Origin of the sequence: Massilia sp. Root351 (assembly GCF_001425045.1) — a bacterium.
Lineage (GTDB): Bacteria > Pseudomonadota > Gammaproteobacteria > Burkholderiales > Burkholderiaceae_D > Rugamonas.
The window spans coordinates 183,499-197,259 of the sequence record NZ_LMDJ01000005.1; the positions used below are offsets into that span (position 1 = coordinate 183,499).

A 13,761-nucleotide genomic window follows, 5' to 3' on the forward strand; every position below is an offset into this window, starting at 1 on the left:
ATGATTCCTTCCCAGCGTGTTTTGTGCGGCCTAACATCCGCCCTTTTCACGGAAGGCGCGGCCGACACAATCGGCCGGCGCCGTTTCTAAGCGAGGAGTGTTTATGAACAAACCCCACGAGGCCGCCCTGTTCGGCCTGATCGGCAATACCCCGCTGATCGAAGTCACCCGGCTGGACACCGGCCCCTGCCGCCTGTTCCTCAAGCTGGAATCGCAGAATCCCGGCGGCTCCATCAAGGACCGCATCGGCCTGTCCATCATCGAGGCCGCCGAGCGCGACGGCCGCCTGAAGCCGGGCGGGGTCATCATTGAAGCGACCGCCGGCAATACCGGACTGGGCCTGGCGCTGGTGGGCCGCATCAAGGGCTACCGCGTGGTGCTGGTGGTGCCCGACAAGATGTCCACCGAAAAAGTGCTGCACCTGAAGGCGCTCGGCGCCGAGGTCCACATGACCCGCTCGGACGTGGGCAAGGGCCACCCCGAGTACTACCAGGACTACGCAGCGCGCCTGGCGCGCGAACTGCCGGGCGCTTTCTACGCCGACCAGTTCAACAATCCCGCCAACCCGCTGGCGCACGAAACCACCACCGCGCCCGAGATCTGGGAACAAATGGCGCACGAAGTGGACGCCATCGTGGTGGGCGTGGGCTCGTCCGGCACCTTGACCGGACTGAGCAACTTCTTCCGCAAGGTGCAGCCGCAGCTCGAATTCGTGCTGGCCGACCCCAAGGGCTCCATCCTGGCCGAGTACATCGCCAGCGGCAAGGTGTCCGACACCAGCGGATCGTGGGCGGTGGAAGGCATCGGCGAGGACTTCATCCCGTCCATCGCCGACATGCGCTCGGTGCGCAAGGCCTACACCATTTCTGACCAGGAAAGCTTCGACAGCGCGCGCGCCCTGCTCAGCGCGGAAGGCGTGCTGGGCGGCTCTTCCACCGGCACCCTGCTCGCTGCGGCGCTGAAGTACTGCCGCGAGCAGACCGCGCCCAAGCGCGTGGTCACCTTCGTGGCCGACACCGGCACTCGCTACCTGTCCAAGATGTACAACCACGGCTGGCTGGTGGACCAGGGCATGGTGCAGCGCGCCCAGACCGGCGACCTGCGCGACCTGATCGGCCGCCGCTACGACGAGGGCGACGTGGTCAGCGTGGCCCCGTCCGACACCCTGCTGGTGGCCTTCAACCGCATGCGCGCGGCCGACCTGGCGCAGCTGCCGGTGCTGGAACAGGGCAAGCTGGTGGGCATCATCGACGAATCGGACCTGCTGCTGAAGGTGGACAATCACGCCGAGCAGTTCAGTAGCCTGGTCGGCGCCACCATGACCGCACGCCTGGAGACCCTGCATCCCTCCGCCAGCGTACAGGCCCTGCGCAGCACACTGGACCGGGGCCTGACCGCCGTGGTGGCCGACAGCAGCAAGTTCTACGGCCTGATCACCCGCTTCGATCTCCTCAACCACTTGCGCAGGACGCTATCTTGAGCTCAAACAAAGAACACAAAGCCCACCTGGCCACCCGCGTGATCCACGCCGGGCAGTCGCCGGACCCGTCCACCGGCGCCATCATGCCGCCGATCTACGCCACCTCCACCTTCGTGCAGGAAAGCCCCGGCGTGCACAAAGGCCTGGACTACGGCCGCTCGCACAACCCCACCCGCTGGGCGCTGGAGCGCTGCGTAGCCGACCTGGAAAGCGGCGTGCAGGGCTATGCCTTCGCCTCCGGCCTGGCCGCCATCTCCACCGTGCTTGAAATTGCCGACGCCGGCTCGCACATCATCGCGGGCGACGACATGTACGGCGGCAGCTACCGCCTGTTCGAGCGCGTGCGCCGCCGCAGCGCCGGCCACGACTTCACCTATGTCGACCTGACCAAGCCGGAAAACCTGCTGGCCGCGCTGCGCCCGGAAACCCGCATGGTGTGGGTGGAAACGCCGACCAACCCCATGCTCAAGCTGGCCGACCTGCAAGCCATCGCCACGATCTGCCGCGAACGCAACATCATCGCCGTGGCCGACAACACCTTCGCCAGCCCGCTGGTGCAACGCCCGCTTGAGCACGGCTTTGACATCGTGGTGCACTCGGCCACCAAGTACCTCAACGGCCATTCGGACATCATCGGCGGCATCGCCGTGGTGGCGGGCGAGCCGCGCCAGGCCGAGTGGCGCGAGCAGCTGGGCTTCCTGCAGAACTCGGTGGGCGCGATCGCCTCGCCGTTCGACAGCTTCCTGGCGCTGCGCGGCGTGAAAACGCTGGCCATCCGCATGGCGCGGCACTGCGCCAGCGCGCTGCAGCTGGCCGAATGGCTGGAGCGCGAGCCCAAGGTGAAGAAGGTGTTCTACCCAGGCCTGCAGTCGCATCCGCAGCACGCACTGGCCAGGCGCCAGATGGAAGGCTTCGGCGGCATCATCTCCATCGACCTGCACACCGACCTGGCAGGCGCGCGCCGCTTCCTGGAGCGTTGCGAAGTGTTCGCGCTGGCGGAAAGCCTGGGCGGCGTGGAAAGCCTGATCGAGCACCCCGCGCTGATGACGCACGCCAGCATCCCGGCCGCCCAGCGTGCCGCGCTCGGCATCGGCGACGGACTGATCCGGCTGTCGGTCGGCATCGAAGACCTGGACGACTTGCGGCGGGACTTGCAGAACGCGCTGGCCGCGATCTGAGCCAGCAGGAAGGGCGGCCGGCGAAGCGGACTAACGCGGCTTGGCCGGGTCCGGCACGTTGAACACGCGCCGGACGAAGCTTTCCATGGCCTGGAACACGCCCTCCACGCCAAAGCCTGCAATGAACGACAGCGCCGAACCGCTCAGTGTCCACGCGCCCGCCAAGGCCGGCTCCGCCGTGCTGCCGGTGCCGCTGGCGTTGACGAACAGCCCGATGCACGCGCCTATGGTGGCGCCCAGCGCCAGTTGCCCCAGCGCCAGCGAATAGTCGCGCGGCGACAGCATACTCTCCCGCATCTTGCGCCACAGGTCGCGCACCACTGCCGCGCCGGCGCCCAGGATGCCGTAGCACAGCGGCAGCACGGCGCTACCCAGCACCAGCGTGAGGATGCGCGCGGTTTCCTCGTCGCCGCTCTGGCGCGGCGCACGGCCTGAGCGCAGCCTCGGCTCGGGGATGGGCTCCAGGAAATACGTCGCAGTACGGTATAGCGCCTTCCACGGCTGCAGCCAGGCGGCCAGGTTGCGGCGGGTGACCGCACGCTCGCGGTCCAGCCGGTTGTCCTGTATGCACAAATGGTATTCCTCCACGCTGCGGTAGCGCTGCGCCAGCGGCGTGGCGTCCTGCTGCGGTGCACGGGCCGGGTCGCAATACACGATCAGCGGCGGCGCCGGCGGCGCGGCGGCGCCGGCTACGGCTGCCGCCGTTCCGCTTTGCGGTGCGGCTTTCGCCAGCCGCGCCAGTTCGTCCGCCGCCAGCTTGGCCTCGGCGCTGGACACCTTGGCGGTCAGTTCGCGCTGCTGGGAGCGCAATGTGTCCAGATGGGTCAGGATCACATTGCCCGCCGTGACGTTCCAGGACAGCAAACAGGTAAACACCAGCCAGATCAGCAGCCCCACCACGATGCGCCAGATGCCCCGGCTAAAGCTGCCCGCCGGTCCGATCAGGCCGGGAAACGCCGTGCGCGCCAGCGACATGCGGGTCGGCGGCCGGGTAAAACCGCCGCCGGGCGCGATCAGGTCGCCGTTGTTGCAGCCTCCCCGCCGCCCCGGCCAGTCACGGCCGCCGGCCCACGGATTGCCGCCACTGCCGCCACTGCCGCCATTGCCGCCGTTATTCCCGTTGCCGGTGCGCCGCTCGCCGTTCTGCGCCGCGCTTTCGCGCCAGCCGCCCGGCCCGGACGGTCCTCCCAGTCCGGGCGCTGCCACCGGGTATTCCGGGCCGCCATTGCCCTGCCTGCCCCGCGCGCGCTGGTCGGTCCGCTCGCCCGAGCGCGCTGCGGTGCCGCGCCTGTCCGCATGGCGTCCCCAGAGTTTGCGCTGGCGCGGGTCGTCCTCCCCCACCACCAGCAAGGTGAAGGCTATCGTCGCCCCGTTGGCTGGCTTGGCGGCGGCGTTGAGCTTGTCTTTGGCGTTCAGCAGAATGGCGGCCTGGTGCGCCTGGGTCTTGGGGCCGTCCTCGGGCGGCCAGCCGATCTCGCAAATTTCCTCGATCAGCATCTGCACGTCCGGCTCCAGGCCCTTGTCCCAGCGGCCGGAAATGAAGTCGAGCAGCAAGTAGACCTCGCTCAACTCGCGCACAAAGATGAAGTCGCGTATCTGGACCGGACGCGCAGGTCCGTCGCGTTTTTCCAAGTCAGCCATGGCGCACCTCCCTACGCCACAGCATGTTCCCTCAAGGCCCGGCCACCATGATCTGCGTCAATCGCGGCAGCTGAACCGGACGAATATGGTTACTCGCCCGGGTGGTATTTGCGTTCCAGGTGCTTCTCCACGTCTTCCTTGTAGAACAGCACCTCCTTGAACTCGCCGCGCGCGTACATCTCGGCCTGGTCCATGAAGTGCGGCGACGCCGGGTTGCCGCTCTGGCCGCCGGCCAAAATGCTCTTGGCGCGCACCCGCTTGCCAAACTCCACCGCCGCCACGAAGCTGTTGCCGCGCTCGCCGTAGATACGCCTGGTCTTCGGCGTGGAGGTCTGGCCGTAAGCGGCCAGCGCGCCCCAGTTGCCGGACGCATATGGCACCGCAATGCTGGGCTTGCTGTCGTCGAAAGGCTGCACCACGTCGCCGGTCAGGCGCTGGAACCGGTTGATCTCGCCCCACGGCGTCTGCCAGCTGCCGAAGTCCTCGGTCAGCTTGGCCGACGCGCGCGCCAGCGCATACAGGCGCTCCTGCGGCGCCAGCTGGGTGGCGATGTAGTCCAGCACCGGCATGTCTTGCTTCTTGGCGGCAGGGCCGAAGATCTTGGCCAGGTCCTGCAGCCAGAAGATGCCCAGCGAGGTCGGCACCGACGTGAGCGAATAGCGCATGTCCCAGCGCCGCAACACGTGCACCTGGGGCGCCAGGCTGGACTTGAGCGTGTCGCCGTCCGGCAGCTCTTCCCAGGCCGCGAACAGCTGCGGCAGCAGCGGTTCGAAGGCGGTGAGCTGGCTGTCGTAGGCGGCGGCGATCAGGCTGTCCAGCGTGAAGTCCTTCTTGTTCTCCAGCACCCGCACCGCGTGGATGCCGCGCGCGTTCTCGGGCTGCGCCGCCATGTAGGCGGGATAGTCGGATGCTTTCGGGCTGTAGACGCCGGCTGCCGTGAACGGCGTGCTGTTGGTGTTCTGGATCCAGCCGTTTTTCGGATTGAACAGCTGGATGGTGTCCTTCACCGCGTGCAAGCCCTTCCAGTCGGTGGCCGGGTCGCTGCCGTCCACCGGCTTGCGGTAGTCGAAGCGCGGGTCGCGCACCGGGATGAAATTGCCGTGGAAGTAGGCAATGTTGCCGTCCGAATCCGCATACACGGTGTTGTTGGACGAGTTGGTGCGCAGCTCCATGACCTTGTGAAACTCGGCGTAACTGCGCGCCTTGGTGCGCAGCCACGACTGCTGCAAGGCCTTCAGCGGCTCGTTCATCAGGCTCACCGACACCCAGCGGCCACCCACCGAACGCACCACCGGACCGCGGTGCGTAAAGTAGGCGGTGACGGTCTTTTCCGCCATGCCGCCGGCGCTCTTGTACGGCAAGCGCAGCTGCACCGCCTTCAGCGGGCGCTCCTCGTGGCCATACTTGTAGAAGAACTTGCCGTCCCTGCCGCTCACCGTTTCCAGGTACTCGTCGATCACGTCGCCGCCGCCGGAGGTGTGCATCCAGCCCAGGCGGTCGTTGAAGCCCTGGTAGACGAAGAACTGGCCCCAGGTCACGGCGCCGTAGGCGTTCAGGCCTTCCTGGCTGCTGAGCTGCACCTCGGGACGGAAGTAGAACGAAGTATGCGGATTTATCATCAGCAGCGCGTTGCCGCTCTTGCTGATGGCGGGTGCGATGGCGAAACCGTTCGAGCCGCTGGGCTCATGGTCCAGGTCGCTTCCGGCAAGGGTCGCGGCGGGGCCAGGCGCGCCGGTCTGCGGCGCCTGGCCGTAGAAGCGCTCCAGCTCCTTCAGGTCGACCGACTCGATGTCGCCGCCGATGCTGCCCTCGCTGAAACTGAGCGCCATCCAGGGCGCGAAGTGCGTGATCAGCGCCGGCTTGACGGAGGGATGCGTCAGCAGGTAATAGTTCAGGCCGTCGGCCCAGGCCTGCATCAGCTTTTTCAGCCAGGCAGGACTGGCGGCGTACTGGGCTTTCAGGCCGGCCGGCGAGATGAACAGTTTCATGCGCAGGTCGCGGTACAGTGCGGTCTCGCCCTGCACTTCGGCCAGGCGGCCCATGGCATTGATGAAATTCAGTTCCACGCGCGGGAAATCGTCCTCCGCCTGCGCGTAGAGCAAGCCGAACACGGCGTCCGCGTCGGTCTGGCCATAGACGTGCGGGATGCCCCACTTGTCGCGCAGGATAGTCACGCGCTGCGCCAGCGCCTTCAGGCGGGCAGCCTCGGCCTTGGGCAGCGCCGCAGCCGCAGCGGGCGCTACCGGGGCTGGCGTGGCGGCAGACGAAGGCGGCGGCGCCGCGTACGCGCACAGGGGAACGGCACAGGCGGCCGCAAGCAGAAGACGCATTCTCGACATACGGCCCCCCGGTTCAGGAAGCGTCAACCAGCTGCGCGATACGTTCGCGCAGCTCCGCGTTCTCGTTACGCAGCTTGGACACGCGGTCCTTCAGCTGCGCCACTTCGGCGCGCAATTGCTCCACTTCGCTCTGCGGCTCGGCGTGGCCGCCGTCCTCGCCGCCCTTGGCTTCCTTCGGCGGACGCGATGCGGCGCGCTGTTCGCGGATTTCCTTGGCGGCTTGCTGCAGCAGCTTCTTGCCGCCCGCCACCGCCGCCACCTGCTCGGCCTCCGGCAACGAGGCCACCGTGGCGGCCGCGTTGATGGAAATGGTGCCGGCGCGGACCGCCTCCACCAGTTCCGGCGCGGCGGTCTTCTGGATCTTCTCGATCTGGCTGATGGTGTTGCTGCTCAGGCGCGCTGCGCGGGCGATGTCCTCGCGGGAGGTGCGCACCTTGGCCGGCGTGGGCGCCGCCTCGTCGGCCGGCTCGGGCGGCGCGATGCTCGCGTCCTCGGCGGCCGCCTTGGCGGCGATCTCGGCGGCGCGGGCGTCCATGATGTCCTTCTTGCGCAGCGCCAGCACGCCGCGCTGGAAGTCCGACACGCTGCGGCGGCCCAGGTGGTTGTCTATCATCCACAGCATCACGTCCTCCATGCTGTGGAAGGACTCATTCTGGATCACCTTGAACGGAATGCTGTGGCGCTGGCAGATGGAGTAGCGGTTGTGGCCGTCCACCAGCACGTCGTTCCACAGCACCAGCGCGTCGCGGCAGCCCTCGGCCAGGATGCTGCGTTCAAGCGCAGCGTACTCGGCCTCGGTGAGCGGGTCGATATAGCTGCGCAGCATGTCATTGATTTGGATTTGCATTCGGTATTCCTGGAAAAAGCAGGCGCGGCCGGCGCGCTACGCGCACCCTGCCCCCACGCCGTCCAGCATGCTACACCAATTGCGTGCCCAACCCAAGATGCCGGGGCCGCCGCCGGCGCTTATGCCCGGCGCACCCGCAATACCCGCTCCGCGCCCACGCAGTTGACAGCAAAGCCATTGCGGCCCGCCGCCTTCACCCCGTACAGCGCCTGGTCGGCCGCCCGTATCACATCGTCGGCCGACACCGGATGCGCCGTGGTCAGCGCGATGCCCACGCTGGTGGTCACTGCCAGCGAGGTGTTGCCAAGTATGAACGGCGCCCGCATGGCGTCGACGATTTTGCTGCCCAACAAGCTCATTTCGGCGCCGGACGGCAATTGCTCGAACACGATGACGAACTCGTCGCCGGCCAGCCGGGCCACGGTGTCGGTGTAGCGCACGGCAGCGGTCAGGCGGCGCGCGAACTCGACCAGCACGGCGTCGCCGGCGGCGTGGCCGTGCAGGTCGTTGATGGCCTTGAAATGGTCGATGTCGAGGAAAGCCATGCCGACCTGCTGGCCGCTGCGCTGGGCGCGGGCCAGCGCACGCGGGAAGAACTCGTCGAACATGCGGCGGTTGTTGATGCCGGTCAGCGCATCGGTGGTGGCCAGGCGGTGCAAATCCTGTTCGGCCCGCTCGCGGCGCTGCGACAGCGAGAAAAATGCCCGGCTCAGTTGTGCAAACTCATCCCGGCCCGGCACGTCGAACACCTGGATATTGGCGGCGCCGCTCTCGATGTCGACCACGCTGCGGTGCAGGTGCAGCAGCGGGCGCAGCATCAGCTTGACCAGCAGCCAGCCGAACAGTCCGGCCAGCAGCGTTACCGTGGTGGCGGCGGCAAACGCCCGCACGCGCACGCTCGCCATGGGGGCGAACGCGCTCTGGATCGGATAGGAAACCGCGATGGTCCAGTCGACCTCGCGCAGGCGCTGGTGCGCCAACAGGGTCGGCACGCCCTCGTCCAGCAAGTCGTCGGTCCAGCCATCGGCACTGCCCAGCACCGCGTCCACCAGGGACCCGTCGCCGGCGTCGCCCCGGCTCAGCAGCAGTGCCTTGTTGGGATGATGCACAAAGGTGCCGTCGCCGGCCACGATGAACAGGTAGCCGCCGGCGCTGGCGCGCAGATTGTCCAGCCGCGCCGAGAACGAGGGCCGCAGCAGCTCGATGGCGCCCAGCAGCACGCCGATGATCTCGCCCTTGGCATTCAGCAGCGGCTGCGTCAACGCCACCACCGGCTTGCCCGACAACACGCTGCGGAACGGCGCCGACGTCACCCCCTCGCGGGCGCGCAGCGTGTCCTGGAAATACTTGCGGGCCGCCACGTTCAGCGTGCCTTTGGCGCGACGGTCGCGCAGGCTGGCCACCAGGTTGCCTTCGATGTCGAATACGGTGACGTTGAAGAATTCGTCACGCAGGGAACCATGCGCTTCCAGCAGCGTCTGCATGTCGCCCAGCGAAGGTTCCTTGCCCGCGACCTGCTCGGTGAGCGACTTGAGCAGCTGGCGCTTGGCGATGATGTCGCGGTCCACGTACGCCGCCGCGCTGGCCAGCAAGGTGAGCTCCTGCTGCGCGATGGACTGCCGCATGGCCGACTCGGCGATCAGCAGCGACACGCCGCCCACGCCCAGCCCGGCAATCAGCACCATGGCGGTGACCAGCAGGGTGATCTTGAATTTGAAACTGAGGAAAAAGTGTAAAACCGGCCGCATGGGCGCCTCCTGCCGCGCACTGCGCGCATAGCGATACAAACTTCCGGCGGAGGTTGGGCCAGTTCCGTTGCCAAGCGCGAAGATCGGGCGCCGGCGGACATGGGAGAATTATAGTGGATAACGGGTAGGTGTTTCGCCTAAGAATCTTTCTCGATGCATGGTGTTGCGGCATGGCAACGTACGCCTTCTGCCGCGTCACCGATTACGTTGCTCCAATGCAAATTTGCCGGTTGAGCAGCTGTCATGGCATAATGCGGGGCTGTGTATGCCCCGGTGGTGAAACTGGTAGACACATGAGACTTAAACAATTTGAGCCCGCTGGTCGAAAGGCCGGTGGTGAAACCTGTCAAATTCGGTGAAACCCCTGACATCACGTCGAGGCAATGCCGAGCGAAGCCTGGCGCAAGCCGGGAACGTGTAGAGACTAGACGGCAGGCACCTACCGCGCGCGAGCGCCACGGTGAAGGCATAGTCCAGACCACGAACAGTTGCCGGTAGCGGCAGCTGGCGGTGAAAACCGTAGTGGTACGAAAATCTCCCGCTCGCAAGGGCGTGCCGGTTCGATTCCGGCCCGGGGTACCAATACACAGCCTAGATGTACGAAAGCCCGCTCCATGCGGGCTTTTGTTTTTTTACGGCGCGTCCGCGAAGCTTTTACGGCTAGCAACCTTATTGTCTTTGCGGCGGAAATGGCTGGCCCGGCTGCCGTACCGCCGGCGCCCACAGCCCCGGGCGCCGCTGGCAGCGAATCTTATTCCCCATGGCAATATCTTGCCATTTAGTATTGCAAACTTTACAAACTTGCATAATACTGCCAAGGCCGGTCCGCGCCGCTGCGGATCCCCAACTGGAATGAGCAAACGATGACCTTTTTCGCCCGGAAGAAAACCATGCTGGCAATCGGCCTGCTGGTACTGGGCGGCGCTGCCGCCGCCTACCATCAGAAAACCAAGCCGCCCGTGGTCGAGCCTTCCAGGTACCGCGACGCTGCCGCCGATATCGGCAACATCACCCAGACCGTCACCGCCAACGGCACCATCAACCCGGTGGCACTGATCAATGTCGGCTCTCAAGTGTCCGGTACGGTGATCGAGCTGCACGCGGACTTCAACGACCGCGTGAAAAAAGGCCAGGTGCTGCTCAAGCTCGATCCCACCATCTTCAACGCGCAGATCCGGCAGTTCGAGGCCGGCCTGGCCTCAGCCCAGGCTTCGCTGCGCCTGGCGCAAGCAACCTACGCGCGCAACCAGACGCTGGTGGCGCAAAGCTATGTGTCGCCGCTGTCGCTGGACCAGTCCAAGCGCGAGGTGGAGGTGGCGCAGGCCAACATCAAGCTGGCCTCGGCGCAGCTGGACCGCGCGCAGGCGGACTTGAACAACAGCGTGATTCGCGCCCCCATCGACGGCGTCGTCATCAAGCGCACCATCGACCTGGGCCAGACCGTGGCGGCGTCGTTCACCACCCCCAATCTGTTCCAGATCGCGCGCGACCTGACCAAGATGCAGATCGACACCAACGTGTCGGAAGCCGACATCGGCGCGCTGAAGGAAGGCCAGGAGGCGCGCTTCGTGGTGGACGCCTACCCGGACAAGGAATTCAGCGCCCGCATGCGCCAGTTCCGCCTGGCCGCCACCGTGCTGCAGAACGTGGTGACCTATAACGTCGTGCTGGACGTGGACAACCAGGACGAACTGCTGAAGCCAGGCATGACCGCGCAGGTGCGGCTGGTGGTGGGCAACCGCCAGAACGTGCTGCGCATTCCCACCGCTGCGCTGCGCTTCCGCCTGAGCGACGAGGAGCTGGAGAAGGAAGCCAAAAAGAAGAAGGAGCTGCTGGCCAGTGCCTCGGCCTCGGCAACAGCCACCGCGGCCGCCGTCCCCGCTCCGCAGCAGGAGGACGACCTGGCCTTCCGCAGCAAGAACGACCTGCAGCGCTCTTTCAAGATCTACACGCTGGACGCGAAGAACCAGCCGGTGCCGGTGGATATCCGCATCGGCCTGTCCAACTTCCGCTACACGGAAGTGGTGGGCGGCGCGCTGAAGAAGGGCGACAAGGTGATTACCCGTGCCATGAGCGGCAAGCCGGAGGGCGGCGCGTGACGACCGCCTCCGATACGCTGATCGACATCCGCCAGGTCACCAAGAGCTACTACTCGGGCAACGTGGAAACGCAGGTCCTGTTCGGCATCGACCTGGCGGTACCGCGCGGCGACTTCCTGGCGGTGATGGGCCAGTCAGGCTCCGGCAAGTCCACGCTGATGAACATCTTCGGCTGCCTGGACCAGGCCAGCAGCGGCAGCTACCTGCTGAACGGCGTGGACACGCTGTCGCTGTCGCGCGCCGAGCTGGCCACGATACGCAACCGCACCATCGGCTTCGTGTTCCAGAGCTTTAACCTGATCAAGCGCATGAGCGTGGCCGAGAACGTGGCGCTGCCGCTGATCTACGCCGGCGTAGCGCGCGGCAAGGCGCACGCCAAGGCGCTGCTTGAGCTGGAGCGGGTCGGCCTGGCGGACTTCGCCCGGCGCACGCCCAACCAGCTGTCCGGGGGCCAGCAGCAGCGCGTGGCGATCGCGCGCGCCTTGGTGGGCGACCCGCCGCTGATCCTGGCCGACGAACCGACCGGCAACCTCGATACGCAAACCAGCATCGACATCATGCGCGCCTTCCAGCAGCTCAACGACGAACGCGGCATCACCATCCTGCTGGTGACGCACGAGCCGGACATCGCCGCCTACGCCAAGCGCCTGATGCGGCTGAAGGACGGCCGCGTGCTGTACGACGGTCCCGCGATGGAAGGCCTGCGCCAGCTGGCCCTGGGCCACGAACAGCAGCTGCTCGCCAGCGCATAACTTTACTCGATCACGACATGAACTTTCTACAGGTAGTGGTGGAGGCGTTCCGCTCCATGAACGCCAACCGCCTGCGCACCGCGCTGACCATGCTCGGCATCATCATCGGCATCACCTCGGTGGTGCTGTTGCTGGCCGTGGGCGACAGCATGAAGCGTTTCATCAGCGCGGAGTTGGAACAGCTGGGCACCAACATGCTGTTCATCTCCCCCGGCGGCAACCGCGCGCAGCAGCAGCGCCTGCGCAACAACGCCGCCCCTTCTCTCACCATGCAGGACGCCGCCGCGCTCAACGCCCTGCCCTCGCTGTCCGGCGCCGCGCCGGTGCTGCAGGGCGGTTTCAACCTGTCGGCCGGCAGCGAAACCGCGTCCAAGACGGTGTTCGGCGTCACCCCTGCGATGTTCAAGATCCGCAACTGGAAAATAGACCAGGGCAGCATCTTCAGCGAGGCGGACGTGCGCGCCGGCGCGCGCATGGTCGTCATCGGCCAGAAAATCGCCGACCAGTTTTTCTACAAGACCGACCCGCTGGGCAAATACATCCGCATCGAGAACGTAGCGTTCCAGGTAGTGGGCGTGCTGTATGGCGAAGGCAAGCAGGTCGACGGAGGCGACTTGAGCGAATACGTGGTGGTGCCCATCACCGCCGCCAGTTCCAGCCTGATACGGCTGCCCTTCCCCGACAACGTCCATTACGTGGTGGCGCAGGGCCGCTCCGGGGGCCAGCTGGCCGACGCCATCTCCGACATCAACGAAACGCTGCGCGACCGCCACCGCATCAAGTTCGAGGAACCGGACGACTTCCGGGTCGACAACCTGGCCTCCTTCGCCGAAACCGCCAACAAGATCAGCACCGGCCTGGCCGTGCTGCTTGGCCTGATCGGCGCCATTTCGCTGGTGGTGGGGGGCATCGGCATCATGAACATCATGCTGGTGTCGGTCACCGAACGCACGCGCGAGATCGGCATCCGCATGGCCATCGGCGCCAAGCCGCGCGACGTACTGCTGCAGTTTCTCACCGAAGCGGTGGCCATTTGCCTGGCCGGCGGCGTGGCCGGGATCTTGCTTGCCAGCGCGGCGGCGGCCGGCATCAGCTCCGCCAGTGATTTCAAAGTGGAAATTACATCCAGCGCGGTGGCCGTCGCCTGTGGTTTTTCCACACTAGTGGGCGTTTTCTTCGGTTTCTACCCTGCGCGCCGGGCGTCGAAGCTGCTGCCGGTGGACTGCCTGCGCTATGAGTAAGGACTCAGTAGTAATAAGCATGTTACATTCCGTAGGATTTGACCTACAATGTACTAAGGTTATCAATTCGAAAACTTGCGATGTAGAAATTATAACTATTTTTGTTGCGCGAACGCACCAGGAATTGTTACAGGAGCATGAAATTTAACGATTGATGACCTCAGCCGCATGCTGATGTGTTAGACTTTTTCTACACTGCAACGGGTAGAGTCAAAATGAAAACATTCACTATCTCAGCGATTGCGTTTTACTTCTTTTACGTACTGAACGGCTTGATGGCGCCCTCCCACGCGCAACGAGCGGGCAGCGCGTGCGCAGACGTGATCGCCGGCATCGATTCCGGCGCTAAAACCAGCATGCCCAAGCACTGCAAGCGCGACGCGCTGGTAGCGCAACAGGTAGCCACCGCCGTCCCAGGCAACTGACGTAGGCATCA

At 65.7% G+C, this 13,761-nt stretch carries 10 protein-coding genes; 6 read left to right on the forward strand and 4 right to left on the reverse strand.

Going from position 1 to position 13,761, the window contains the following annotated elements:
* Positions 1–103 precede the first annotated feature (103 nt).
* Together ASD15_RS10085 and ASD15_RS10090 are read left to right on the forward strand one after the other, a co-directional pair.
* Positions 104–1,480: a cystathionine beta-synthase gene (locus ASD15_RS10085; protein WP_057154711.1), complete on the forward strand. Its 1,377-nt coding sequence runs from the start codon at positions 104–106 to the stop codon at positions 1,478–1,480.
* Entirely contained in the window at positions 1,477–2,658 is a 1,182-nt protein-coding gene (locus ASD15_RS10090; RefSeq protein ID WP_057154712.1) for a PLP-dependent aspartate aminotransferase family protein, read from the forward strand. The genes ASD15_RS10085 and ASD15_RS10090 overlap by 4 nt, the downstream gene beginning before the upstream one ends.
* 30 nt (positions 2,659–2,688) lie before the next feature.
* On the opposite strand, the gene ASD15_RS10095 is transcribed toward ASD15_RS10090, so the two are convergent.
* The 4 genes from ASD15_RS10095 to ASD15_RS10110 form a co-directional block, all read right to left on the reverse strand.
* The gene (locus ASD15_RS10095; protein ID WP_057154713.1) at positions 2,689–4,299 is read right to left on the reverse strand and encodes a hypothetical protein; all 1,611 of its coding nucleotides are present in this window, start codon (positions 4,297–4,299) and stop codon (positions 2,689–2,691) included.
* Positions 4,300–4,388: 89 nt separating this feature from the next.
* Complete coding sequence (locus tag ASD15_RS10100) at positions 4,389–6,629, reverse strand: penicillin acylase family protein (RefSeq protein ID WP_082551722.1); 2,241 nt, start codon at positions 6,627–6,629, stop codon at positions 4,389–4,391.
* A gap of 22 nt (positions 6,630–6,651) precedes the next feature.
* Positions 6,652–7,485, reverse strand: coding sequence for a hypothetical protein (locus ASD15_RS10105; protein ID WP_057154715.1), 834 nt, complete (start codon positions 7,483–7,485; stop codon positions 6,652–6,654).
* Between the two features lie 119 nt (positions 7,486–7,604).
* Positions 7,605–9,233 carry a sensor domain-containing diguanylate cyclase gene (locus ASD15_RS10110; protein ID WP_057154716.1) on the reverse strand — a complete coding sequence of 543 codons (1,629 nt, stop codon included), beginning with the start codon at positions 9,231–9,233 and terminating at the stop codon, positions 7,605–7,607.
* Positions 9,234–10,096: 863 nt separating this feature from the next.
* Here ASD15_RS10110 and ASD15_RS10115 point away from each other — a divergent pair.
* The 4 genes from ASD15_RS10115 (at position 10,097) to ASD15_RS10130 (ending at position 13,750) form a co-directional block, all read left to right on the forward strand.
* Complete coding sequence (locus tag ASD15_RS10115; protein WP_057154717.1) at positions 10,097–11,332, forward strand: efflux RND transporter periplasmic adaptor subunit; 1,236 nt, start codon at positions 10,097–10,099, stop codon at positions 11,330–11,332.
* Entirely contained in the window at positions 11,329–12,084 is a 756-nt protein-coding gene (locus tag ASD15_RS10120; RefSeq protein ID WP_057154718.1) for an ABC transporter ATP-binding protein, read from the forward strand. The genes ASD15_RS10115 and ASD15_RS10120 overlap by 4 nt, the downstream gene beginning before the upstream one ends.
* 17 nt (positions 12,085–12,101) lie before the next feature.
* Positions 12,102–13,325: an ABC transporter permease gene (locus ASD15_RS10125; protein WP_229418136.1), complete on the forward strand. Its 1,224-nt coding sequence runs from the start codon at positions 12,102–12,104 to the stop codon at positions 13,323–13,325.
* A 215-nt stretch (positions 13,326–13,540) separates the two neighbouring features.
* Positions 13,541–13,750, forward strand: coding sequence for a hypothetical protein (locus tag ASD15_RS10130; protein ID WP_157200882.1), 210 nt, complete (start codon positions 13,541–13,543; stop codon positions 13,748–13,750).
* Positions 13,751–13,761: the final 11 nt, after the last annotated feature.